This window comes from Sphingobium sp. FW306-1B-F04DB (genome assembly GCF_058781925.1).
This window is the reverse complement of the sequence record NZ_JBYSXE010000015.1, coordinates 56,343-78,565: the sequence shown is the minus strand read 5'-3', so window position 1 is coordinate 78,565 and position 22,223 is coordinate 56,343. Positions and strand designations below refer to the sequence as shown.

18 protein-coding genes are annotated in these 22,223 nt (G+C 65.1%); all 18 read right to left on the bottom strand.

The features are described 5' to 3' along the window. Positions 1-210: 210 nt before the first annotated feature. Complete coding sequence (locus AC3WJD_RS09505) at positions 211-909, bottom strand: hypothetical protein (protein WP_492746370.1); 699 nt, start codon at positions 907-909, stop codon at positions 211-213. A 96-nt stretch (positions 910-1,005) separates the two neighbouring features. Next, complete coding sequence (locus AC3WJD_RS09500; protein ID WP_492746369.1) at positions 1,006-1,692, bottom strand: LuxR C-terminal-related transcriptional regulator; 687 nt, start codon at positions 1,690-1,692, stop codon at positions 1,006-1,008. A 208-nt stretch (positions 1,693-1,900) separates the two neighbouring features. Further along, positions 1,901-2,203: a hypothetical protein gene (locus AC3WJD_RS09495; RefSeq protein ID WP_492746368.1), complete on the bottom strand. Its 303-nt coding sequence runs from the start codon at positions 2,201-2,203 to the stop codon at positions 1,901-1,903. Positions 2,204-2,216: 13 nt separating this feature from the next. After that, complete coding sequence (locus tag AC3WJD_RS09490) at positions 2,217-5,360, bottom strand: eCIS core domain-containing protein (protein WP_492746367.1); 3,144 nt, start codon at positions 5,358-5,360, stop codon at positions 2,217-2,219. Positions 5,361-5,370: 10 nt separating this feature from the next. Beyond that, a complete protein-coding gene (locus AC3WJD_RS09485; RefSeq protein WP_492746366.1) occupies positions 5,371-6,264 on the bottom strand; it encodes a hypothetical protein in 894 nt (297 codons plus the stop codon). 12 nt (positions 6,265-6,276) lie between these two features. Beyond that, positions 6,277-7,962: a hypothetical protein gene (locus AC3WJD_RS09480; protein WP_492746365.1), complete on the bottom strand. Its 1,686-nt coding sequence runs from the start codon at positions 7,960-7,962 to the stop codon at positions 6,277-6,279. A gap of 28 nt (positions 7,963-7,990) precedes the next feature. Continuing rightward, positions 7,991-10,102 carry a phage tail protein gene (locus AC3WJD_RS09475; RefSeq protein WP_492746364.1) on the bottom strand — a complete coding sequence of 704 codons (2,112 nt, stop codon included), beginning with the start codon at positions 10,100-10,102 and terminating at the stop codon, positions 7,991-7,993. Beyond that, a complete protein-coding gene (locus AC3WJD_RS09470) occupies positions 10,099-12,021 on the bottom strand; it encodes a putative baseplate assembly protein (protein ID WP_492746363.1) in 1,923 nt (640 codons plus the stop codon). Before AC3WJD_RS09470 ends, AC3WJD_RS09475 begins: the two co-directional genes overlap by 4 nt. Then, positions 12,018-17,150 carry a baseplate J/gp47 family protein gene (locus AC3WJD_RS09465; RefSeq protein WP_492746362.1) on the bottom strand — a complete coding sequence of 1,711 codons (5,133 nt, stop codon included), beginning with the start codon at positions 17,148-17,150 and terminating at the stop codon, positions 12,018-12,020. Before AC3WJD_RS09465 ends, AC3WJD_RS09470 begins: the two co-directional genes overlap by 4 nt. Then, complete coding sequence (locus AC3WJD_RS09460; RefSeq protein WP_492746361.1) at positions 17,147-17,557, bottom strand: GPW/gp25 family protein; 411 nt, start codon at positions 17,555-17,557, stop codon at positions 17,147-17,149. Before AC3WJD_RS09460 ends, AC3WJD_RS09465 begins: the two co-directional genes overlap by 4 nt. A gap of 5 nt (positions 17,558-17,562) precedes the next feature. Beyond that, positions 17,563-17,850: a PAAR domain-containing protein gene (locus tag AC3WJD_RS09455; RefSeq protein ID WP_492746360.1), complete on the bottom strand. Its 288-nt coding sequence runs from the start codon at positions 17,848-17,850 to the stop codon at positions 17,563-17,565. A gap of 23 nt (positions 17,851-17,873) precedes the next feature. Beyond that, positions 17,874-18,506 carry a phage baseplate assembly protein V gene (locus AC3WJD_RS09450; protein ID WP_492746371.1) on the bottom strand — a complete coding sequence of 211 codons (633 nt, stop codon included), beginning with the start codon at positions 18,504-18,506 and terminating at the stop codon, positions 17,874-17,876. Between the two features lie 2 nt (positions 18,507-18,508). Beyond that, positions 18,509-19,621: a phage late control D family protein gene (locus AC3WJD_RS09445; protein WP_492746359.1), complete on the bottom strand. Its 1,113-nt coding sequence runs from the start codon at positions 19,619-19,621 to the stop codon at positions 18,509-18,511. Beyond that, on the bottom strand, positions 19,599-20,297 hold the full coding sequence (locus tag AC3WJD_RS09440) for a CIS tube protein (protein WP_492746358.1): 699 nt from the start codon (positions 20,295-20,297) through the stop codon (positions 19,599-19,601). Before AC3WJD_RS09440 ends, AC3WJD_RS09445 begins: the two co-directional genes overlap by 23 nt. A 6-nt stretch (positions 20,298-20,303) precedes the next feature. Beyond that, the gene (locus AC3WJD_RS09435) at positions 20,304-20,606 is read right to left on the bottom strand and encodes a hypothetical protein (RefSeq protein ID WP_492746357.1); all 303 of its coding nucleotides are present in this window, start codon (positions 20,604-20,606) and stop codon (positions 20,304-20,306) included. Between the two features lie 620 nt (positions 20,607-21,226). Then, positions 21,227-21,652, bottom strand: coding sequence for a phage tail protein (locus AC3WJD_RS09430; RefSeq protein ID WP_492746356.1), 426 nt, complete (start codon positions 21,650-21,652; stop codon positions 21,227-21,229). A gap of 9 nt (positions 21,653-21,661) precedes the next feature. Beyond that, complete coding sequence (locus AC3WJD_RS09425) at positions 21,662-21,841, bottom strand: DUF6760 family protein (protein WP_492746355.1); 180 nt, start codon at positions 21,839-21,841, stop codon at positions 21,662-21,664. After that, positions 21,838-22,218 carry a hypothetical protein gene (locus AC3WJD_RS09420; RefSeq protein ID WP_492746354.1) on the bottom strand — a complete coding sequence of 127 codons (381 nt, stop codon included), beginning with the start codon at positions 22,216-22,218 and terminating at the stop codon, positions 21,838-21,840. The genes AC3WJD_RS09425 and AC3WJD_RS09420 overlap by 4 nt, the downstream gene beginning before the upstream one ends. Positions 22,219-22,223 lie beyond the last annotated feature (5 nt).

Below are 22,223 nucleotides of genomic sequence, written 5' to 3'. Positions count from 1 at the left end.
TTCGCCGTCCTCTTCGGCGACAGGTTCACGGTCTGATGAACGAAACTGGCCTCGCGCACAAAATTCCTGACAGTCCCTGTTCTGGATGGTGCTCCTCGCGCCCTTCACCGGCTGCCGTCTTGAGGAAATTGGCACGCCACCCCAGTCCCCCGTCCGGTATACTGAACCACACCGCCACCCAAATGGGTATCCTGTTTATGGGTATGCGACCTAGATTGGAGTGGCCCGCGAGCGTTTGGCGACGTGATCCTGCGACGCGGTCCAACGGGCAATCGTCCTAGCAATCGCTTCGGAATCGGGCCGCGACTCCAGCTCCGGCCCCGCCAGTGTTTCGCGCAGCGCTGGCGCCCGGACATGCAGAGCCCACCAGTCCCGGAGCACCCAGAGCGGGAGCAACGCAGCCGCCGCGGCCAGTGGGATCAGAAGTCCGGGGGCACCGCTGTTGGCCGCGCTTGTGCGAAACGCTGCAAGCAACCCAGTGATAGCCGCGACACTCATCGGCGCTGCATAAAACAGCCCCAGATAGCGCGCCATTCCGCGAGAGCCCGAGTTGAGCCACATCAACGAACGCAATGGAGGAAGCTGCGGCTGGCGCTGCTCCATGTAGATTGCCGCACGGAACACCGCATTCAGAAGCTGGTGGTAAACACGCTGGTCGAGCGACCATAAGGTCATGAGGCCGATATTGCCGAACAGCGCAATCAGGCACAGGGTCGGCGCGGCGTCCATCAGCCCGCCCGCTGCCAGGCCGCCACGCACGACAAAGGCGATCGCCCCGAACATCGCAAGCATCCAGGCGGACGCGATCTTCCGGACCTCGAACTCCATGTTGTTGAAGTGATGCTCGAAGTCTTTCAGACCGTCATACACCTTCAGATCGAGTTCGGAGCTTGTTGGCGCGCCTGGCATACAACTGGATCCTTTCAAAAATGCGCCCGACAGATCAGCGGAGACGTATCGATTTTCGACCTTTGAAACCTCGCCTTGCGAGGTGCTTCAAGCTGTTCAGGGCGGCATCGTCAGATCGGTTTCGTGGCTTTGCGCCGGGCGTGGTGAAGCGGCAATCCAGGGTGCCTCCCGCACCCGTCGCATTGCGTGCGCACGGCCGGGCAGTTTCAGCTTCTGAAGCACATGATGGACATGATGTTTCACGGTCGCGACGCTCAGATTGAGATTGTGCGCGATCTCCTTGTTGGACATCCCATGCCCGATCAGTTGAAGCACCTGCCCTTCCCGCTGGGTCAAAGCTTCGCCCGGCTCTTCCGCTTGATCATGCCGATTCATGCGAAATAATGCGCGGAGCAGTCCGCCGGATATTTCCGGGCTGCATGCTAGGCGTCCGGCGACAGCATCGGGCAGCGCCCGACAGAGATGTTCGACTGACGCGTTCCGGTCGATATAGCCGCTAAAACCGGCGCGCCCGCAGCGAATGACGCTCTGTCGCTGCTCCTGAAGGCCAAGCGCGACCAGTGCGATCTCCGGATACTCCAGGGCGATTACGCGCACCTCATCGAGATCGATACCCTGGGTGACGTCGATGAGAACGGCATCAGTCGCGTCTTTCCCAAGCGCTTCGCGCAAAGAGGAAAGATCGCAAACGACGGCCTGCAGCGAAATTTTGTCGTGATGAAGCAGGCACGCGGCAAGACCGTCGCCGAACAGCCGGATCGGGGTCACGACCACGAGCTTCATGGGCCCTCATCACCGCTTGCGGTGGCAAACGAAAAACTCCGCGAGCGTTCGGACCCGACCGTGCTCGGCGCTTTAGATTTTTGAGCGAATATTTGTTCCAAAACTAATCAAAAAATACGTCGAATGCCAACGGATTCCGCTACGTAATTCTATCCACTACCCTGAGAGCAATGCGCAAATGTTGGGGCGCAGCTTCAATTAGCTTCGCTCAAGGATCGTTGTGTGGAACACCCCAAGTGAAGTCCGGGTTGTCCGCCCCTGCGATGTCGGTCAGCGCATCATCGAGTTCGCGAGGAACATCGCCGAATTCGATGTGCAGCCGGGCTCCGTCCATAGTTTTCTTGAGCTGCTCGATGGACAATTCCTTGATCTGCGCGACGGCGACCGCGCGTTGCGCGGAGGACATAGCCTGCCAGTCGACCGGCATCAGCTTGAGCCGAGTACCATCATCCAGGACGAATGTGGGCCGCCACAGCTCACGGATCAGCTCGCTGATCTCCTGATCGTTCATCCGCGCCGCCTCCTTACGTGATCTTCTTCGTGGCGATGCCTACCGAGATCATGTTCTCGTGCTCGTAGATGTTCATAGCGCCTTCGAATGTCAGTCCGTGCTTTTCTAGCTTGCTCAGCAGCGTCGTCTCCACGAACGCCATACTGATCGGATCGGTCTTCGTCACGCCCATCTCGAGAATCACGGGCTTGCCCGTCCTCACATACTTCTTGAGCTGATCGGCGAGCTTCTTGATGTCCTTGAGATAGTGAGCCTTCGTCCAGAACTTGTATTCGGTCACCTGCGCGGGGTTTACGAGCTTCAGGTCGATGCGGCCCTTGTCGTTGTCGAACTGCACTTCGACCCCGACCAGACGACCGGTCTTGAACAACTGCTCCGCGCGGGTGAGCTGCGCGGTGACGCCGACTAGGAACCCGTGAAACACCTTGCCGCCCGACTGGGCGCTGGTCAGCCAGGCGCGCAACTGCTCGATGCCCTTCGTGACCTCGGGCTTGGCGCCCTTGAACTTGAACTGCCTCCCCGATTTCTTCGGATTGATCTCCGCGACAATGTGATCGGTCTCTTGCTGCTCGTCGCTTGAATCTTTGACGAGCAAAAGCTCCTTGAGGCGGTACTTGGCTTTGATCGCTGGCAGGACTTTCTGGATCGATGCGGGTGTCGCATCGGGTTTGCCCATCGCCGTTTCGGCCTCGGCAACCGCCTTGTCCAGATCGGCCTGTTTTTCGGCGGGTGTACGCGTGTCGGGCTTGTCCTTGCCTGTGATCTTCGCGAACAGGCTCTTCGCGGTCTTCACGATCCAGCCGATCAGCCAGTCGATCGCCTTGTCGATCGGCGCGCGGATCTTGTTGATGATGCCCATGATCTTGTCGGCGACCTTGCCGAGGCCGGCAAAGCCCGCGAGGAAGTTGATGGCGAGCGAGAGCAGATTGGCGAGGATGCTCTCGACGCGCTTCGCCGCGGCGCCGATCTGGCCTGCCGCGATCGCGACGATCGAGTCGATGAAGCCCGTGACGACCTCGATGATCTTCGAGATCTTGTTCACGAAGACCATGATCGTGTCGTAGATCGACAGGATCGCCGAGATGAAGCCCGCGCCGGGGATGAACATCGAAATCAGCTTGGGGATCGCCTTCTTCACGACCATGTCGACGACGAAGTCGGTAATGGCGCCGATCGCCATGTCCTTGAGGTTCGAAAGCTGCTCCTTGATCATGTCCCAGGCCGCAGCCGGGCCGTCGCGGACCAGCGTGACCACGATCTTGAAGCCCGTTTCCATCGCCTTCACCGCGGTCTCGCCGACTACCTTGACGAGCTTGGCGCGGATATTCGCCCAGCTGAGCCCGAGCACGGAGAATACGAACTTGGCGATTTCGACCAGCGAGAAGGCCTTGGGAATGTAGATGCCGGGCAGCGAGCCGGTCAGCCAGTCGATCAGGCCCGCCTTCAGGTGACCCAGGAGGTTGTCCGCGAAGTTCGTGAAGCCGAGCTTGGCGGCCTTCACCAGATTGCCGACGAACGGCAGCGGGTTCTTGAAGATGCTCTTGAGCGCGGCGCCCGTCTTCTTGATGTATTTGAGCGCACCAGGGCTAACGACGTCGAAGATGATCTCGAGCAGCGTCCATGCCGCCTTCGCACCCCAGGTGACGAACTCGCCCACGAAGTTGCCGAACACGCCGACGAGCTTCATGAAGGCCTTGGGCGGAAAGATGAGGTCGGCGACCTCGAGCGCGTTGAGCGCTTTCACGAACAGCGATGGAATCTGCCGGAGGAAGCCCATCAGGCCAGCGAGCGAGCCCTGGAACCACGCCCAAGCGCGCGGGATCGCGTTGGCCTTCTTCATATTCTCCCAGATGTCTTCCTGGCCCGCCAGCTTCAGGAAGCCGCCGATGAGCGTTTCGGGCGTGCGCGGAACGGGTTGCCCGGTGACCGGATCCTCGCCCAGCACCGCTTTCAGCAGGTCGTAACCGCGCGTGCCTTCGGCGAGCTTGGAGAGCGGCAGCAGGATGGCTTCGCGGATGAACCGCAAAATGTCGGTCACCAGCGATTTGCCGAAGGCGATCAGCCGGTCGATGGGCTCGGTGAAGATGCGCTTGGCGCGCTCCCACACCCCGCCCAGGTCGAAAATGTCGCGCCAGCTGAGCGTATCCAGGAATTTGGTGATGGCGGCCTTGAACGCCCCGCCGACCATGCCGAGCGAACGGATCTGCGTTTCGACCCAAGCGCCCACGCGCGCGAGTATGCCGTGGCTTTCAAGAGCCTGCGCGATCAGCGCGCCGGTCACGGGAATGAGCTCGAGCATGGCACGCAGGATGTTCGCGGCGCTGCGGTCGACCGCGGTCATGTTGATGGGATTCACTCCCAGCACGATGGTCAGCAGCCGGAAGCCGGGAATGTAGTTGGCCTTGTCCGCAAAATAATCGAGCGCGTCGCCTATGCCGAGGCGCTGGACATGGGGCTCGGTGCGCTGGGACACGGTGGTATCGGCGCTGCGCTGGATGACCGCACCCTGCTGGATGGTGTGTGTCAGCTCATGCGCGATCAGCTCGCGCCCGCCCGCGCTTTCGGGCTGGAACTTGTTGCGCCCGAAGAAGACATGCTCGCCCATAGTGAAGGCGTGCGCGTTGAGGCTGGCGCTCTGCTGCGCCGCCGCCTCGCCCGTGTGAATGCGGACATTGCCGAAATTGGCGCCGAAGCGCGGCTCCATGAAGCTCCGCACGCTCCGCGGAAGCGGCGCGCCGCCCATCGGCGCAATCGAGGCGACGGAGGAAGGAGGAGCGCCGCCCCCCGCTGCAACGGCCCGCTGCACCACAGGCTTCTTCTTCAGCTCCTCGTCGGGCTTCTTGATCACCGGCTGGGTGGCCGGTTTGCCCATCTGCATGACCTTGCCCGCGGTATCGGTCGCCTCGCGCTCGGCAGGATCATTCGGGTGAGACACGCGCGCGCACTGGACCCAGACCGGGGCGGCGACCGAAACCGGCGCCGGAGTGGCGGCCGAGCGCGAAATCGGCAAATGCGCGCCTCGGCTCACCGCACGCGCCTGGATACCCGGGACCGGTGCATGCGCGGCGCCCGCCGCCGAACTCAGCTGGACGACGGCGACCGGCGGCCGCCGGTCGACCGCCGCAGGCTTGCGTATTGGCGCGCGCTCGTGCGCCACGTCGACTTCCCTAAGCCGGCGTCAAGGTGCCGGGATCGGGCTTCTTGGGCTTCTGTTCGTCGAGCTTTGGCGTCTTGGGCTTCGTGTCGGGCTTGCTGTCAGGCCGCTTGCAAGGATCGACCTCTGGGTTCTGCTCTTTCCACACCTGAGGATCGCGCATCAGGACCGGCCGAACGAAGCGCCGGACGTTGTGGTAGGGCTTCCATTCCCCGATCTCCTTGTCTCCGTTGTCGTCCTTAGCCCCGGAGCGGCGGACTTTTTTCAGCATGGCAAGGATCACGCAGTCACAATCGGAGCATTCGCAGCTGCATTCGCCCGCATAGTGATCTTTGTAGCAATCCGAGCACGGGTTCACGCACCAGCAACCCTCGGACGGGTTCTTCTCGCCCGTGGGTGTTCTGGGTTCGGTCAATGGACATCCGCAGGCGCATTTGCTCGGGTCCTCGCTGACGATGCGGATCTCGAACCCGTCATGCTCGCGCGTGCATACAGAAGCGGCGTCATCGTCATCCTCGCACGCGCATATTGCAGAGCGCGGCGCGCAGCATTTTTCGGTGCGGCACAGAATGACCCACATCGTCTCGGGAATTTCCTTGCCGCAGCTGGGGTCGATCGTGATCGGCACCGGCCTGGGCACATGGATTGGGTCTCCCTGGCAATCGAGCGCGATGCCGCTGCCGACCTCTAGGATCAGCTTGTTGCAAGCAGTTTTTGACACGACCACAAGCCCGCAGACCACGCCGCACCCGAACAGCGATCGGAACAGTAGCCGGCTGAGTTCGCGCGTATAGTCGACGCCCGTCCGGAGATCGTCGTCGCGCAGCAACAGGCCGGGGCTGAACCGCGGCCTTACGAGGGTGGAGTTGCCCTTGATCGGGTCAACGATGTTGACGTTCGCGCTCATCGCATGGCTCCTTTAGGTGGCAGTCGGCGCGCGCCCCTTGGGGGCGGGCGGCCGCGAAACTGGTTTGGGCCGAATTCGCTGGGCGACCGTGAAGGTTGAGAGATACGAGTCCCCCGGTCCGTCGCTTCCCGACGGGAAGGAAGAACGGCCACGCGGATTGGCGTCGACGGTCTGTCCGTTGCAATCCTCGATGAAGTCGCCGCGCACTTCGATTTCGACGCGCGTCTCACCCTCGAGGAAGATGCTGCCATCGCCGCGGACACCGTCCCTGAGCCAGTCGCCGCTGACGACGATCCTTGCGCTCCGGACATGGTCCGGTGGGTCGCCTTTCTCCGGGGGGAAAACATCGGTGTCCACCGCGACTATGGGGACCCGGTAATATTCCCTCCAGCAGCCTTCGGCCTGGTCGCTCATCACGGCCATGGCGAAGCAATCCGCCGCGAGCGTGTCGGCCCGCACCGGACGCGAAAATCGCACCCAGAAATCGCGCGCCGGATATTCGGCGTAGTCGGGTTGCTTTTCGTCCCATCCGAGCGCTGCCGCAAAGCTGTCGAACGGAACCGGCGGCTGATCGCGGCGGTGCCAGCGCCACCAGCCGGTCTCGACGATGCGGGTGACGTCGCAGCCGCTGATCAGGTCGAAGAGGAGATCGTTGCGCTTGACCAGTCGGCGCGGGCCGCAGGCGTCATGGATCGAGCCGATCGCCCAGCGATCGCACTTTTCATCCCTGGCGAGCTTCAGGCAGGCGAGCGCGACACCATTGCCGAGATCGGCATCGGTGCAATCCCCGATATCGCTCAGCCGCGCGCAGTCGGCGCCGATCTCGAGCCCGCTCAGATGCTCGCACAGGCAGGCGCAGCCGCCGCGAGCGTGCAGCGTCCGCTCCAGCTCCTGCAGCTTCGCGAGGAGCGAGTCGACCTGCTTTTCATTGTTTGCTCTCAGCTTTTCGATCTCGGCGTCAGATCGTCCCTCGGACCGCGCGATTTCGATCTCGCTTTCGAGAGTCTCCTTCAGGAAAACGAGCTGGCGGGCGATTTCCTTACGCTGGGGGCCGCGTTCGGTGCAGCATTCGCTGTCGGGGCAGCAGCAGCGAAGCGCGCACTCATATGGCTCGCAGCACGCGTCGCAGCCGATCCAACGCAGCGAATAGACGATCGTCTCGCAGGTGCGGTCCCATTCCCTGCGCTTGCAGTCGCAGGGGCCTTTCAGCGTCACCGGATCAATCTTCTGCTCGGCGTAATGCGCGCTTAGCAGCCAGCAATCGTCCTCACTGTGCTTCAGTCCGGAAAGCCGGCTGTCGAGCTCGCGCCCATCGGCGCGCACCGGCTTTCCATCAGCATCGAGGATGAGCAGGTTGTCGAGCGTCAGTGTGGCGCTCTTCGCCTGCACCAGCTCGCGTCCAAGCCGATCGAGGGCGAGCCCCTCGCCGATCCGCAGCTCGCCTGCCTCAAGGTCAGTTGCGGTGGCGTCCTTCACGGCCAGCGCGAATCCATGGACCACGCCCCATCCGTGGATGGCGCGATTGAGGAGCCGCCGGCGTCCGATCAGATATTCCTGCTCCAGCTCGTAGCCGGCAGGCGTCAGGCGCTTGCCAAGGAAGTAGTTGTTGCGGCTTCCCGACGGGCATTCATCGCCGCAGCATTGCCGAGGCAAGGATCGAACCCTTGAGGATGCCGGCTTGGTCGTGTGTATGTTCATGCTCCTGTCCTCGCGTCTGATGCCTCGATCATTGCAGTGGAGAATCGCCCGAAAGATGCTGCGGAAGCGCGGTGCGCGCCTGACCGCCCAGCCGCGCCACCCCGGTAACTGCATCGGTGCCGAGATGCGCGACCGGGTCGCCTTCGAGACTGAGACCGTCGCCGAGCTCGCCCGGGCCGCCAAACGCGGCCCTGGCGAGCCAGCGCAGCTCGGCGCGGGTGGTCGCCGGCAAGACGCTTCGAATGAGCGTGCGCAGCCAGGGCGACCACGCCCGCTGCTCCGCCGCATCGGCAGCGATGTCCACGCGAATATGCCCCACAAGCCGCGAAGACTCGCTTTCAGCGCCCTCGCAGGGCAATCGCGCCACGCCGAGGATCGCCTTGTTGCCAAGCTCGGTCGCGGTCGCGGGCAGGCCCGCAAGGATGGCGGGAAGCCGGCTGCCACCGCACCGTCCACCGCCGAGCGTAGCCAGCCCGAACTCGGCGGTCGTGTCGACGATGCGGAAGCGCTTCGGCATTTCGGGCATGAGGCACGCGAGCAGCGCCTCGAGCCCGGCGCGCGTGCCATAGCCATTGGCTATGGCCGTGCCGCTGCTTGCGATCCGGCGCTTTTGCGCGGTCGAAAGTGCATCGTCCCAGGGTAGGCCGAGCCAGCGGGCGACATAGTCGAGCCATTCGTCGCTCGCGGTTTGCGGGTGGATGTTCCGCCCAAGTCGGCCGATCCGTGCGTCGAGGCCTTGCGTCGTGGCCTCGAGCACACCGACCAGCCCGCGCACGAAATTGCCCGGCTCGAACTCGCCGCTCCTGTAGATGGCAGGAAGGTGTTCGATCAGCGTTGGCCCGGGATAGAGCACGCTCAATTCGGACAGCACGGGGATCTGGCCCCCCGGGGACGCGATCAGCGCGATATGGACCCAGAGCCAGGGATCGCGGACATCGTGGAGCGGCGCCGCCAGCATCGTCGCCTCGCCCGGCTCGCTGTCCTCGCCATGGAAGGAGATGCGGCGCAGCCCGCCGACCTCGCGGCGCCAATCGTCCAGACGCTGCCCTGGCGGAACCGAGCGGTCCGCCAGCCGCGCCGCGATCCTGTCTCGCAGCTCCCTGTCCGCCGTCGAGACAAAGCTGATCTCTATCGCGCAGCCGGCCGGCAGCACCGCGTTCGCCTCGATCCGCGTCCAGCGCTGCGCCGTTTCGGCGGGCGATGTGAGCATGGGGGTCAATAGTTCGGCGCGCACCTCGCCCGCCCCCTGAGGAACGGTGATCGCCGGGTCGAAGCGGAGCAGGCCCTCGGCCGTCGTTACATAGAGATGCGCGCGATCCGCAGTGACGCCGGTCGGCGTGCCTTCGAGCGAGATGGTTCCCAGCAGATTGCCGTCGGACTCTATCGTGAGCACGCGGGAGCGGGCGCCGGCGGGCTTGCCGTCCCGCCCGGCCACGAAGAGCCGCGAGCACCCGTCGCTGCCGATCGCGATCGGATCGAAGCAGGGGCGAAGATGCTCGATGGCGATCGAGAAGAGCTGCTGCCCGGTGTCCGGATCGAACCAGTGGAGCCTTGATGCCGCCAGGACGACAAGCCTTTCCGCGCGCAGGAGAAACACCAGCGCCGATGCGCCCGGCGGCGCGTCAAAGCACGCGATCGCGTTTCCGGCATAGTCGATATGGACGATGCAGAGTGCCTCGCCCGAGCCAGTCAGCGCATAGATGCCGTCATGGCCGTCGCCCGCAAAGTCGAGCACGCGCTGGCCGGGCAGATCGGCGACAAGCTGGCGAGCGAGGCCAGCGATGTCGAACGCCTTGAGGGGCCCCGCCTCGCCCGCGGCCCACAAGGCGCTCGGCGTTGCCACCAACCGACGTGCCGTGGCGATGGCGGCCGCCGCCTCGACGGACTGCGGCAACTTCTCACTCCACGGCAGGCGCTGGAGCTTTCCTTCGTCGTCGCGCCAGAGAATCTCGCTTGTGTCGGTGATCGCAGGGGCGTGGGCGCCGGCCGTTGCGAAGCGGGTCGGTGGCGTTGCATAGGGTGCGAACGGCCGCAGGCCTTTGCGCGCCTCGGCCGTCCTGCGGTCAGCGCCGACGAAAATGCAGCAGCCCCACTGCGCTTCGGTCGCGAAACGGAATCCGGGATGGAGCGGGGCGCTCACGGTGTTTCCCCCGTCCCGGCGCGGACGACCTCCACGCCCGAGCGATCGAGATCGATGCGAGGCAGCCCGCTACGTGGCAGAGTAACTTCGTTCAGCGTGGTCCCGTCGCCCGAAAGGATAGTCAGCTCGACAACACGACGCACATCGGGCAGCGTCTGGATCCAGGCCGCAAGATCGTGGCGCGTGACGGGCAGGCCGAAGGGCCGCTGCCGAATGCCAGGCGCTGCGCTGACCAACGTCAGGCGCCGCGCCAGCTCATCGAGGACATTTTTCCTGACCTTGGCCGGATCGGTCTTCGCCTCGGGTTCAATGCGCGCGCGAACCGAAAAATTGACATAGCGAGGCGCCACAACCTCGATCCGCGATCCCAGCGGTGTGCGCGGTGCCAGCGCGCGGCGGACCGCCTCCAGCCAGCGCTGTGTCTCGGGGATCGATCGGGGCTCGCGGCCCTGCTGCCTGGCCTGCATGGCAACCAAGCGCATTGTTCCCCTCGCCAGATCGCCCGGCGACGGGGGCATCATCCAGGCGCGTGCGACGTCGAGCCCGGGGACCCGGCGGGCGGCTTCCTCGAAATCGGCGGAGCTGACAAGGGCATGACCCTCCCGGAACGCCGTCCGCGCGGCCCGACGCTGCTCGACCCATCCAGGCGAATCCTCGCCACCGCTGAAGGGATCGGGATTGATTCCGAACGTCCCAGCCAAGCCCTTCACGGTCCATTTCCGGTTGGCGGCGAGATTGCCGTTTGCGCCTTCCGAGACCGAATAGCGCGCGGTGATGGTTGCTTCGGCGGACGGGACCGCGCCATTGACGCCGTTGCCGAAAAGGACTTGCGCGGCGACCGGATCGAACGCGAAGACGCGGTCGTCGGGACCGTTATCGGCAAGCCGTTCGCACCGCGTCCACAGTTCGGCCCCACCCAGCCGCTCGATCTCGATTGCAACGGGATCGGTGCCCGGCTCAAACTCCAGGCCGGGCGTTTCAAGGTCGAACTGCTGATCGGGTAGACCGTTCGCGTCGAGGCGGTCAGCAATCGCGCGGCGCTGGACAACCGGCAGGACATTGGGCTCGATGCGCAGAATCTGCGGCGCGCGATCGAGACCGTTGGGCGCGCGGAATTCGATTGTCGCGGCGGTCGGCGAGCCCTGGACGGCCGACGCATCGAGCACGAGCACACCGGTGCGCAGCAGGCCGCGTGTCGTGTCCTCGACGATCGGCAGCGGGAACTGCCCGTCCTCGGTGAGGAGCTGGACTTCGAGCGGCGAGCCCGCGCCGCTGGCTTTTCCCCGGCCTTCAGACCGCGACGGATCGGTACGGACGCCGATGACCAGTCGCGCATCGCGGGGGCGTCGAGACTCGATCAGCGGCGCCCAACCCGTCGCCGCCAAAGCCATGCTCAGCATCGCACCGCGGCCGTCGCCCGCACCGAAAGGCTGGAACGCCGGCCCACCGCGGCGGTTGGCCATGAGATGGTTACCAGTCGTTCCGTCAGCGAGACGACTCTCCAACGCGGTGATACGCGCGGGCATCCACAACAGGCGATGTGTCGGATGAAAGACCGGGGTGTCCGCCTTTCTCATGTGAACGGCGGCGTCCGGCTCGATGATCATCGAGCGCTGCATCGTGCCGGCGGGAGAATCGGGATCGTCATGATCGGGCCAGATCAGGCCGCCCGCCGGGCGCGCACCATTGGGAGCGATGCCCATGAGCGCGGCATAGGCACGGCGCTCGTCACGGCGCGTGCGAGCGAGTGAGTAGAGCTGGGCCTCGGCCACCCAGGCGAGCAGCTCGATGAGCGTGATGCCGGGATCGTGCGCGTTATGATCGGTCCATTCGGGCGCGAGGCCCGGAAGCCGCGACCGCCCGATCTGGACGAGGTCGCCATAGCGGCGGTTGAACAGCCTGGGGGCGAGCGCGCTCATTCCACCGCCTCCAGCACGTCGAAGCCGATGCGCACGCCCTCATCCGCCAGCATCGCCAGCTCGCGCGACCCGATACTCGCCGGCCAGGGCCTCTCGCGGTCCTCCTCGTCCACCTCGACCAGCTCGATCGACATTATGCTCTCGAGCGCTTCGACATCGAGCAGCGCTTGGGCGACGTCGTCCTCGCGCGGGCTGGCGCCGAGCGGCCAGCCATCGTGGAGATCGCCACCGCGTTCGCTGTTGAAATAGGCCGACAGCCGGGTCTTGACCTCGTCGGCAACCGCGCCCGCGACGTCGAGCGTCGCGACGCGAAGCCTGAGCGCGACGCGGAGCCTTCTGACCCTCGGTCCCTCGATGGTCAGTGCGCCGGGGCTGGCCAGCGTGGGCGGTGCGAGGCCAAGCAGCATGCGCTTCAGTTCCCGCTTCTGCGCTTGGCTGGGGGCCGGGTCCTTGCCGCGCATCACGACGACGAGCCGGACTCGTCCGTTCCCGACGAAGCAGCGCGCCTGCACTACCTCTGCGGATCGCTGCCAGACCAGCTCCTCGAAATCGTGCGCCGAGACCGCGCGGCCGCGATGGCGGAGCCTGGCGGGCGCGAATTGCAGCACGCGATCTGCGGTCTCGGTGGCCACGCCCCCCGCGGAGCGATCGGCCGCCCAGACGGTTTCGACGCTTTCGACCGCGGTCACGAGATTGAGTTCGGTTCTCGCCGCAACGAAGTTCGCGGGCACGATGCCACCCGAGCCGGCGTCGGCGCGCTCATAGCTGAACGCCACGATCGAGTCTGCGCCGACCGGCGGGATCATTCCGTGCCGTCCGTCACCGAAGCGGATCGTTCCTGTTGCCTCGTCAAGCGCGTAGACGCGATCCAGGGTGCCGCAGTAGAGTGGGTCGTCAACCTGGCTCCACAGCACCCAGTCGCCCGGCAGATCCTCGACATCGCTCTTCACGAACCCGGGACTCTGCGCGCCGAGCGCGTCGCGCTCTTCCGCACCGAGCGGTTCCCTCACCCTCAGCTCGAGGCTGCCCCTCAGCACGGGCGGCCGCGCAAGCGCGAGGGTCATGTCGGGCTGGCCCGAGGACGAGCCGATCAGCTCGCGCGTCATCGTCTCGGCCGAACGGGCCCACACCGCGTTCAGATAGGCGCCGGCGAGCGACGGCTTCCATTCAGCGCCGGCTCCGCTCGGCGTCAGGCGTACCCAGGCGAGAGTTCGGCCGAACAGCTCGGCCTTGGTCGGCTCCGCGCTGAACGCCATCTTGATGAGCCCGGTCTCGCCGAGCGCGCGCGTCTCGTCCGCAGCGACCAAGGGCACGAACCGATTGCCGATCAGCGCATCGACCCTGAGCGGCGCGATGCGGTCATAGGCTGCTTCCCTGAGGACCGAGAGGAGGACGTTGATCGGCTCGCCCAGCAGCTTGGCGTTGAAACCGAGATAGAGCGCGGGCCGGCCCAACGGCGGTGGGGTTTCCGAATCCAACGGTGCTGCCGGTGTCGCCGCTGCCCTGGCCTGTGACATGCTCGCTGTCCCATGAGGGCAATCGCAGTCCGGGACGCAGGCGGCCGCGGTCTCCCCCTCCCCCGTCGCCTCTCCTGCAGCCGCCTCGAAGCGGGCGAGGGCAACGCCGAGCGGCGTGAAGACCTCTATTTCGGCACCCCGCGTGCGATTGGCATCGCTCTGGTCGCGCAGCGTCCCGCTATCCCAGGTCAGCAGGACGGCAGGTGCGATGGATTCGTCGACGGCGTAGGCGATGCGGACATCCAGCGCATAGGGCGGCTGGATTCCTTCGGTCGTGCGGTTGACCGTCTGCTCCGTCTTGCCGCCGCCCAGCTGTTCGGTGACGACGACCACCTTCTCGCGACCATAGTCGCCGCCAATCAGCCTTGCGCGTACCCAGTGGTTCGTCTTCCCCGCCCAATCGACCGGCTGCAGATCGTCGGGAACCACGAACCTTACTGTGCCGCTGTTCCGGAAATGGCCGGTTCCCTCCTCGTCCGTCTGAAGCCGCCACCAACCGGTCCCGTTCCAATATTCCCACGCCAGTTCGGGGTTGGAGGAGCTGTCCGCGCCCGTGCTCCTCCATCCGGACAAAACCGCGTCGACGACGAAGTCCGTCGGGCCTGGCGCACCGTTCCAGGCCGCCTTGAGGGCGATCCACTGCGGGCGGTTCAGGTCTGCGGGGTCAGGCGCGATCGCGACCGGGTGCTGGCGCACAGGGTCGAGCCCTGGAAAGTACAGATCGGCGGATCCAAGCAGGTTCATGGCCCAATTGTTGTTGGACGGGTCGAGCTTGAGGCTCGGGAGAATTTGTCCCTGTAAGTTGACGGTCGCCGCCCGATAGTCGAGCGGAGGCGGGCTGATTCCAGCGCTGAGCTTCGGCCGGACCGTGACCTTGAGCGGATCGCCGGCGTCGATCGATACGATCTCGACGATCTCCTCACCGGTGCCGACAGCGACGATGAGGGCGGTGCCGTCAGCCAATGGGCTCGCAAGCTGAAGCTTGCTGGTGCTTGCCGTCGAGGATAGCAGGTCAGCTTGCTGGGTCGTAACTGAGCTTGGAAAGATCCAGACGTCGCGGAGCTGGGTGTCCAGATCGATCCAGCGATCCAGCCAGAACACGGCTGTTCCGCCCAGACTGTCGACTCCGGTCGCCGGAAGCGCACCCGCTACCGTTGTCCGCTCGAAGCCTGTCGGCCCGGACTTTGCGATCACCGCGTCGCCCTGAGCGATTGCAGGCGCCGGCAGCGACAGCGCGAGAGCGGATTTGAACGTGTTGGCGCCGGCGAGCAACCGGAAGCGGTGTCCCAGTGCAGCCACAAGGACCTCGCCGGCGCCGCGGCCTGGCAGAAAGGCATGCGCCTGCCCGACTGCAATCGGACTGCCCGGGTTGCTTCCGGCCGGATCGCTCAGGCCCTGAAATACGATGGTCTTGAGCTTCGCGTCGAACGGAAGCCATGCCAGCAGGACAGAGGCGCCGGATGCCGGCACGGCATTGCAATAAAGGACGAGCGCACCCGCTTCGACATGGCCATCAATAGACGTGCCGGCGGCGAGCTCTACCGGATCCACATCACCCGTTGACGTCGTGGCGCCGGACCTCGCCAATAGCTTGCGGGGCGTCCCCGCTTCAACGGCGGCAACCTCAACGCCGCCAGCTGCCCGTTGCATTCCAAATGGTGTGACGTCCTTGACGATATTGGAAAGCAGGGATGTGGCGGTGCCATCGGCCGTAACGGAATAAAGCGCGCACTTCGACGTGGTCGTCTTTTCTGCGATGAGGAGCAGGCGATCCGGAACGACGCCGAGCGCTTCTGCGCGGATGCCTGCGATGCCGACCACCTCCTCATTCGTGGCCAGCGACGGGTCGAGAGGGTCCCAATCGGGGTTGGCGCTGTCGTTGCACTTGAACAGCTGCCCTCCCCTGAGCGCGACGAGCGCCGTGGCGCTGCCGTCCTTGATGGCCACCAATCCATCGACGGGTGCATTGGGATCGTCCACCGCCGGAACCGTGCCCCAGGACTGCCACCCGGTCCGGCCAAGAAATGGCGGCGCTTCGGTCCAGACCCAGATTTGGTCCTTGGCCACAACGGCCACCGACATGCCAAACCCTTCACGCCACATCGCCGGCCGGAGACCCGAGGACGTCAACCGGATCCCCGTGCCATCGGCCCTTGCGTTGCCGGACGCGTCTTGCGGGTTCGGCTGCAGCGGCTGTCGCCCGGCCAGGCGCTCAAGCTCGCCGTTCGCGCCGATGCTGAAGAGATGGAGCGCGCCGCTCTTGTCCACGCCGGCCAGCACCTTGCCGACCATGAAACCGTCGAAGGTTGCCATCGCGTTGAAGACGCCGTCGGAGAGATCGAACTGCACCCACGCAGTCGCGCCAGGCTTGGAGAACGCCTCGGCGCTGCCGAGGTAGAGCGTGTCGAACAGCCGCGGCTCGCGGCCCAGCACGTAAAAATTGCTGCTCGGCGAAGGCGTCGTGTTGACGATGACCTCCACCGGCGGGAGCAGGCTGCGCAGCGCCGGATCGTTCAGCGCGGGTGGCGGCTCGTCCTTATTCTTGCGCGGATTGATGCAAAGCTCCACCCCGTCGGCCGCGACCATTGCCTCGCTTTTCGTCAGCCGCGCCCTGATCCAGCGCGCCTCGGCCGGCCCTATCTGGGTCGGTTCGATCGAGCCCTTCGGCTTCGCAAGGCCGACAGTCCCGGCGCCATCCTGTTCGGCGCTCTCGAACGCCCGCCAGCGCGGATCGGAATCCTCCGCCGCGGCCTTGTCGTCCTTGCCCCAATATTCCCACGCGACACCCTCGCCCAGCGCAGGCAGGCCAATCACCTGGATCGTTGCAGCCGCCTCGACATCCAGCAGATCGGAATCCCCGATATACAGGATATGCTCCTGGCGATTGCGCGACGCTCCGTCGAACGGATAGAACGCCGTGACCTTCCTCGCCGGCGTGCCGCTGTCGAGGCCCCCGCCTTCCGGTACTCCTGGCTCAATCGTGACGAGATCGTCCTTCGCCTTCCTGATCTCATATTGAGCGCCTTCGATCTCGATCAGCATCCCTTCGGACAGTCCAAGTCCGGGATCGAGCTGGAGCAAGGTCGATCCGGGCGCCGCAAAATTCTTGAGCAGCCATTGCGTAGGCAGCGGTTCGAGCGGCTCGAGGCTGCTGAGGCCCGGCGGCGGCAGATAATAGGCGTCATTGGCCGGATCGACTCCGATGACCATGTCGAGCGTGCCGGGCACGACGCGGATGTCGGTCTCGGTCTCGAAGGTGACCGTCGAGCCCGCGGCGTCCACCTGCATCTTGACTGGACGGGGCGCGGTCACCGGGTCGCGCGCGGTCTCGGCGAGCTTGAAGGCGACCGGCATGCGCGCGGGCCGCGCCGCTTCGGCGCGCATTCCGAGCCAGTCGAGGAAGCCGAGCGCCATCTTCTCGCCCGCCCGGTCGAGCCGTTCGCCAACCTCGGCGCTGAAGCGCGCGGCGATTCGCAGCAGCGCCAGTCCGAAGTCGGGCTCGCTCCCGTCGAGGCTCCAGGACGGGAGCCAGGCGTGCGCGCGCTTGCTGAACTCTCGCTCAAAGTCTGCGGCGCGCCGGCTTTCCAGCCCCGGTGCCTTGGGGAGCTTCATGGCTGCCCTCCCTCGCGGTAGTAGAAGGGAAAGACGAGGTTGCCGATCTGATTGGTGCGGCGCACCCGATACTCGACCTCGACCATAAGCATGCCTTCGGAGGTCGCGTCCTCATCGACGGCGACATCGAGAAGATCCACGCGCGCCTCGTAGCGGCGCAGCGCTTCCTCGACCTCCGAGCGGATCCGCTGCATCGCGGTGCTGTCGATCGCCTCGAACACCAGCTCGTGGATTCCGCAGCCGAAATTGGGCCGCATCACACGCTCGCCCGGTGCGGTCTCGAGGATGATGCGGATCGATTGGCGTATGTCCTCCTCATAGGCGGCGGTGGCGATCAGGCCGGTGCGCGGATCGACATCCACCGGCATCGCCCAGCCCCGTCCGAGAAAGTCCTTGCGCTCCTCCATTGCCGCTATCCAATCATTACCGTTGTTGCGCCCAGCACGATCGGGTTCGGCGCGCCCGCCTCGACCACCATGTCGCCCTGCCGCGCCGCGGGGAGCCCGCCGATCATGACGGTCCCGCTGCCGACCGCGACGACGCCACCGACATGCGGCTTCACGCCGTCTACGAGCGGACAGACATGGGTGTCGGACAGGGCGCGCCATGCGGGCTGCCCCATGATCATCACGGTCGGACAACCCGGGCCCGGGCCCAGCGACGTGCCGTGCCCCGTCTGGTCGCCCAGCCGTGCCGCCATTTGTCCCATCCGCCGCCTCCGCCTCAGTTGATGTTGACCAGGGCGCCGCGGACGCCGAGCGTCCCCGTCGCCTTGAGATCGAGCGTTCCCGTGGCCTCGATCGACACAGTCGCCGCTTTGATCTTGAGGCTGCCCGTCGCCTCGATCGTGATCGCGCCGCTGTTGCTGTCGATCTTGACGCTGTTGCCCTTCTCGTCCTGCAGGACGATGCCGTCGTCGTCGAACACGACTTTGCGGCCTTTTTCGTGCGCGAGCTCGACCACGCCCTTCGAGCCATCGTCGAAGAGCAGGTAATGCTTCTTGCGCGACTGGAGCATCCGCTTGTCGTTCTTGCCGTCGCTGTTGGCGACTGGAGGCTTGTCCTGGCCGTTCCAGAGCGCGCCGAGCACGCAGGGGAAGCGCAGGTCCTCGCGCTCGAATGCGACCAGGACCTCGTCCCCGACCTCGGGGATCAGCACCAGCCCGCGTTCGGCTCCGGCCATCGGCGTTGCGAGCCGCGCCCAGTAGCTCTCGCTCGGCTTGTCGTGCCAGGGATATCTCACCTTGACGCGGCAGAGCTTCTCAGGGTCGTCATTCTGCGTCACGAGCGCGATGGCGACGCCCTTCACCACGCCGCCGGCTTCGTGTTCGGTTTCGCGCGCGACGTTCGCCATCATATTCACAGCGTCGTCTCCTTGACCTTGAAGCGTGTGCGATAGCCATTGCCGTCGATCTTGTGGGTCGCCTGCTGGACGTAGTAAGTCTTTGAAAACGGGGCGCCGAGATTGTCGAACTGGACGTTGCGGTCGGGCCTGATATCGGGCAGGCCGATCGCCTCCGCCTCGCCCGTCAGGAACTGCTTGGCGCGTTCGTTGAGCGCCGCATTGGCCCGTTTTTCGGCTTCGGCTTTCGAAAAGACAGGCTGGCGCAGACGAAGCACGGGTTGCTTGGAGGGGTCCTTGACGAAGGCCTTGAGCCGGTCACCCGCGCTCTTGCCCTTGGCGTCCTTGCCGGATTCCTCGCCGGCGGTCGCGACGCCGACGATCTTCTGCTTCTTCTTGGGATCCCAGCCATAGACCTCGACCTTCGCGATCTGGCCCGCGAGATTGGCCTCGGGCTTGAAGCTGAGCAGCCCTTCGCCCCAGACGAGGCGGACGACGGGACCTGCCGTATCGTTGGGCTTGCCGAAATGGAGCATGCGCTTCTCGTCGACATAAAGCTCGAAATGATTGCGCTCGGCGAGCTTCTTCAGGAATTCGAAGTCGCTTTCCTGGTTCTGCTCGATCTGCGGATGGCGCTCCTTGGTGCGCTCGATCTTCGAATTGAGATTGTGGAAGCTCGCAATCTCCTGCGCCGCATCGCTGTCGAGCGACTTGGTCCACGTGCGCGCGTTCTTGCCGATCGTGAGCGGAAAGGCGTGATCATAGCCTGAAATCGCTAGCTCCGGCGTTCCCGCTTCGGGGAAATTGGTGGTGATTTCAGTGATCACGCCGCTTGCCATCAACGGCACCGTCTTGGCGTCGCCATAGCCCATGCCGATGCTCACTTCGGCGCCGAACTTGAGCAGATCCACGACCCTGGCGCCGCGCCCGGTCTCGAAGGCATGTGACTTGAAGCTGTAGGAATTGACGATCGTAAAGCTGAAGCGCGCTGCGGCGCCGAGAACCAGGTCCACCTCGACCTGGCTCACCGCGAGCAGCAGGTCGCGTGTCAGGTCGTCGCTTCCGAGCCGCACCGTGAAGGCCGGCGCGTAGAAGTTGCCGTAGCGGCTAGAGAGCGCCGAGAGTTCCATCGGGATTCTCCATCGGTGGCAGTTCCAGCCAGTCGCCCGGCCTGATGTCGCGCGGGTCGTCGAGATCGTTCGCCTCTGCGATACGGACCCATTCATTGGGATCGTCATATTCGCGCGCTGCGATCAGCCAGAGGCTGTCCCCGCCGACGACAACGCGCCGCTTGGTCTTGTCGGCGGACTCGCGCCGCGGGCGTTCGAGCTGCTGGCGCAGCGTACGATATTCCTTGAAGCTCACATTGAGCGTCGCGCGCGCGGGCGAGCCATCGGGGTGGAACTTGGTGATCTTGCGCCCGAGCTTCTCGATGACCGCCGCGAATTCCATCGGCCCCCAGTTGAAACGCACCGGCGCGGGGGCGTGCAGGTCGCGATCGATCTCGAGCAGCCGCGCTATGTCCTTGAGGCGCTTGGCCACCGGGTCCTTCTCCTTCTTCAGGAGCGAGGTGGGGCCGTCGGGATCGGTATAATCGTCGAGGAACAGCTCCATGCCGAGCTGGTCGCATTCGCCGTTCACGAACTGGAGGATCGGCGAGCCCAGCCCGGGGATCGCAGTCGCCTTATAGCTGTTCGCGCGGTCGATGCTGTATTCGGCCGGGTTGAACAGGACGGTGATGACCTTGCCCTTGTCGGCGCCGTCAAGGACGGTGATCGTCGCCTTTACAAGCTGAGGCTTCGCCATGGCGCGTCAAACTCCCCTGCGTTCCCGCTCGATGCGCGCGCGCCGCTCGACGCGGCTGATCACGTCTTCGGCGATGCGATCCGCCCAGGCCGGGTCGAACGGTGCGGGCTGGGTGCCGGATGCCCCCAGCGGCTGCCAGTCCGGCGCCGCCCTTGCCGCAGACGCAGGCAAAGCCGCCGCAGCCGGGCCACGGACGAAACCTTCAACGGCCTCGAACGCCCGCTCTTCGGCCTGTACACGCCAGACCAGCTCAGGCGCGCGTGGGGGACGGGAGATGATGGGCGGTGCGTTCAGGGTGATCGGGCTCACCGACCGATGCACTGCAACTTTGCGCCGTGTCCTGGACTCAAGTGCGGCCGGATCGAGCGCTCGCACCCGGCTCAGATGTTCCCCGGCGCCTGGGGCGGGTCCGGAACTCTGCCGCCCCTTGCCAGCTGGCCGCCATGGATGGCCGACTGCGCGCGAGATCGCCCGCGTCCGAAAAGGCTGTGCCCAATGCGCCGACGCCATCGGCGTCCGGAAGGCCAGCTCCTGCGACGAGCACCGGCGCGTCACGAGCTCGCGGTCAAGAAGCCTTGAAGTGTGTTGCGACGAGTGGAACGAATGCGTCCGCAAGAGCGTCAGATTGGCGGTATGCGAGCCGCTGGACCGTGACCTCTGCCTCGCGCCAGCCAAGTATGGCAATGGCGGAACGGGCATAGGGAGCCAACTCGCGCGCGTCCCGCCGGCCAGTCTGAAATGTAGATGGAAGTGCGCCGCCCAAAGCTGCAACGCGATCGTCTGGCGCGGGAACATCGCGGTGCGCGGCCGGTCGCGCCGCCCTCTCCGCCAGTTCAGACCCATGGACGCCCAACCGGTGCGAACCGCGGCTGCCTTTTGCCGCCAGCGCCGGCGGGGCTGAATCCGGCAAGGGCCGCGACTTGCCAGTTTCATGCGGCCCTCCTCAATCCGTGATGGGCCAGCTCGAGGCTTTCCATCAAGACCTGCGAGGAATTGGCATCGAGGTCCGAGCACGACCATTTGACCGGGATCGCCCAGTCGAGCTGCCAGGCCCATGCCTTCTCACCGGCCTCGTTCTGCAAACGAATGCAGACATTTCTGCGCCGGATCTCGCCCTGCGAGGCGGCGAACGCCCATTGCCACAGGTCTTCCAGCACGAGCCCGCGTTCGAGCACCACCACCGGATAGGAAACCTGCGAGAACAGCTTGTGCTCGTAATCGTTGACGCCCCCTTCGCGATAGGATTCGTGCTTCACCTCGCGCTGCAGACCCTTCACCCGCAGGAAGCCCGCGCTCGTCAGTCCCTCGATCTCGACGAGAAACCGGAAACCGCGAAGGGGGTCATGCCGCTTCATACTGCCTCGTCAGACGTCGAACGGGTTGGCGGGATTGCCGTTGAGCCGGCGATTGATCGCAGAAATCTCGCGACACCAGCGCCGGCGCTCGCCATGGTCGAGCTGCATCAGGTCGCTGTGGGACCAGTGAAAATGGTGCGCGATAAAGGCCATCTCCTCGTACAGCGACTTCACGGGATAGGCCCTCATGCTTCCCCCAGGGCGGCGATCCTTTGCAGGCTATGCCCGCCATTCGCCTTCATGCCGGGCTCGGGCATGACGTCGCCGCTTGCGTTGAACCCGGCATAGAGTTCTTCGAGAAAGGCGAGATCGGAGGCGTAGACGCCCTCGATCACGCCGGTGTGGATGTCCTTGAGCGACCCCAGCCGCACGATCACGCGCGCGAGCACGATGATCGGCAGATAAGCTTCGTTCTCCTGCACGCGCGGATCACGCATCGGCAGGATTTCGTCAGCGGCGGTGGCAAGCCGCATCACGCCCTTACGATGCAGCGTGCCGGAATCATCGACATAGCCCTTGGGAAGCTCGAACTCGATTTCGGTCTGGAAAGCCGGATGCATACCCATGGGTC

What these genes read in the sequence shown, in the direction of transcription:
- AC3WJD_RS09495 (WP_492746368.1), bottom strand. Translation starts at nt 2,203, where the DNA reads ATGAACGATCAGGAGATCAGCGAGCTGATCCGTGAGCTGTGGCGGCCC.
- AC3WJD_RS09430 (WP_492746356.1), bottom strand. Translation starts at nt 21,652, where the DNA reads ATGAAGCGGCATGACCCCCTTCGCGGTTTCCGGTTTCTCGTCGAGATC.
- AC3WJD_RS09460 (WP_492746361.1), bottom strand. Translation starts at nt 17,557, where the DNA reads ATGGAGGAGCGCAAGGACTTTCTCGGACGGGGCTGGGCGATGCCGGTG.
- AC3WJD_RS09470 (WP_492746363.1), bottom strand. Translation starts at nt 12,021, where the DNA reads ATGAGCGCGCTCGCCCCCAGGCTGTTCAACCGCCGCTATGGCGACCTC.
- AC3WJD_RS09500 (WP_492746369.1), bottom strand. Translation starts at nt 1,692, where the DNA reads ATGAAGCTCGTGGTCGTGACCCCGATCCGGCTGTTCGGCGACGGTCTT.
- AC3WJD_RS09420 (WP_492746354.1), bottom strand. Translation starts at nt 22,218, where the DNA reads ATGGGTATGCATCCGGCTTTCCAGACCGAAATCGAGTTCGAGCTTCCC.
- AC3WJD_RS09450 (WP_492746371.1), bottom strand. Translation starts at nt 18,506, where the DNA reads ATGATGGCGAACGTCGCGCGCGAAACCGAACACGAAGCCGGCGGCGTG.
- AC3WJD_RS09505 (WP_492746370.1), bottom strand. Translation starts at nt 909, where the DNA reads ATGCCAGGCGCGCCAACAAGCTCCGAACTCGATCTGAAGGTGTATGAC.
- AC3WJD_RS09480 (WP_492746365.1), bottom strand. Translation starts at nt 7,962, where the DNA reads ATGAACATACACACGACCAAGCCGGCATCCTCAAGGGTTCGATCCTTG.
- AC3WJD_RS09465 (WP_492746362.1), bottom strand. Translation starts at nt 17,150, where the DNA reads ATGAAGCTCCCCAAGGCACCGGGGCTGGAAAGCCGGCGCGCCGCAGAC.
- AC3WJD_RS09440 (WP_492746358.1), bottom strand. Translation starts at nt 20,297, where the DNA reads ATGGCGAAGCCTCAGCTTGTAAAGGCGACGATCACCGTCCTTGACGGC.
- AC3WJD_RS09485 (WP_492746366.1), bottom strand. Translation starts at nt 6,264, where the DNA reads ATGAGCGCGAACGTCAACATCGTTGACCCGATCAAGGGCAACTCCACC.
- AC3WJD_RS09445 (WP_492746359.1), bottom strand. Translation starts at nt 19,621, where the DNA reads ATGGAACTCTCGGCGCTCTCTAGCCGCTACGGCAACTTCTACGCGCCG.
- AC3WJD_RS09455 (WP_492746360.1), bottom strand. Translation starts at nt 17,850, where the DNA reads ATGGCGGCACGGCTGGGCGACCAGACGGGGCACGGCACGTCGCTGGGC.
- AC3WJD_RS09425 (WP_492746355.1), bottom strand. Translation starts at nt 21,841, where the DNA reads ATGAGGGCCTATCCCGTGAAGTCGCTGTACGAGGAGATGGCCTTTATC.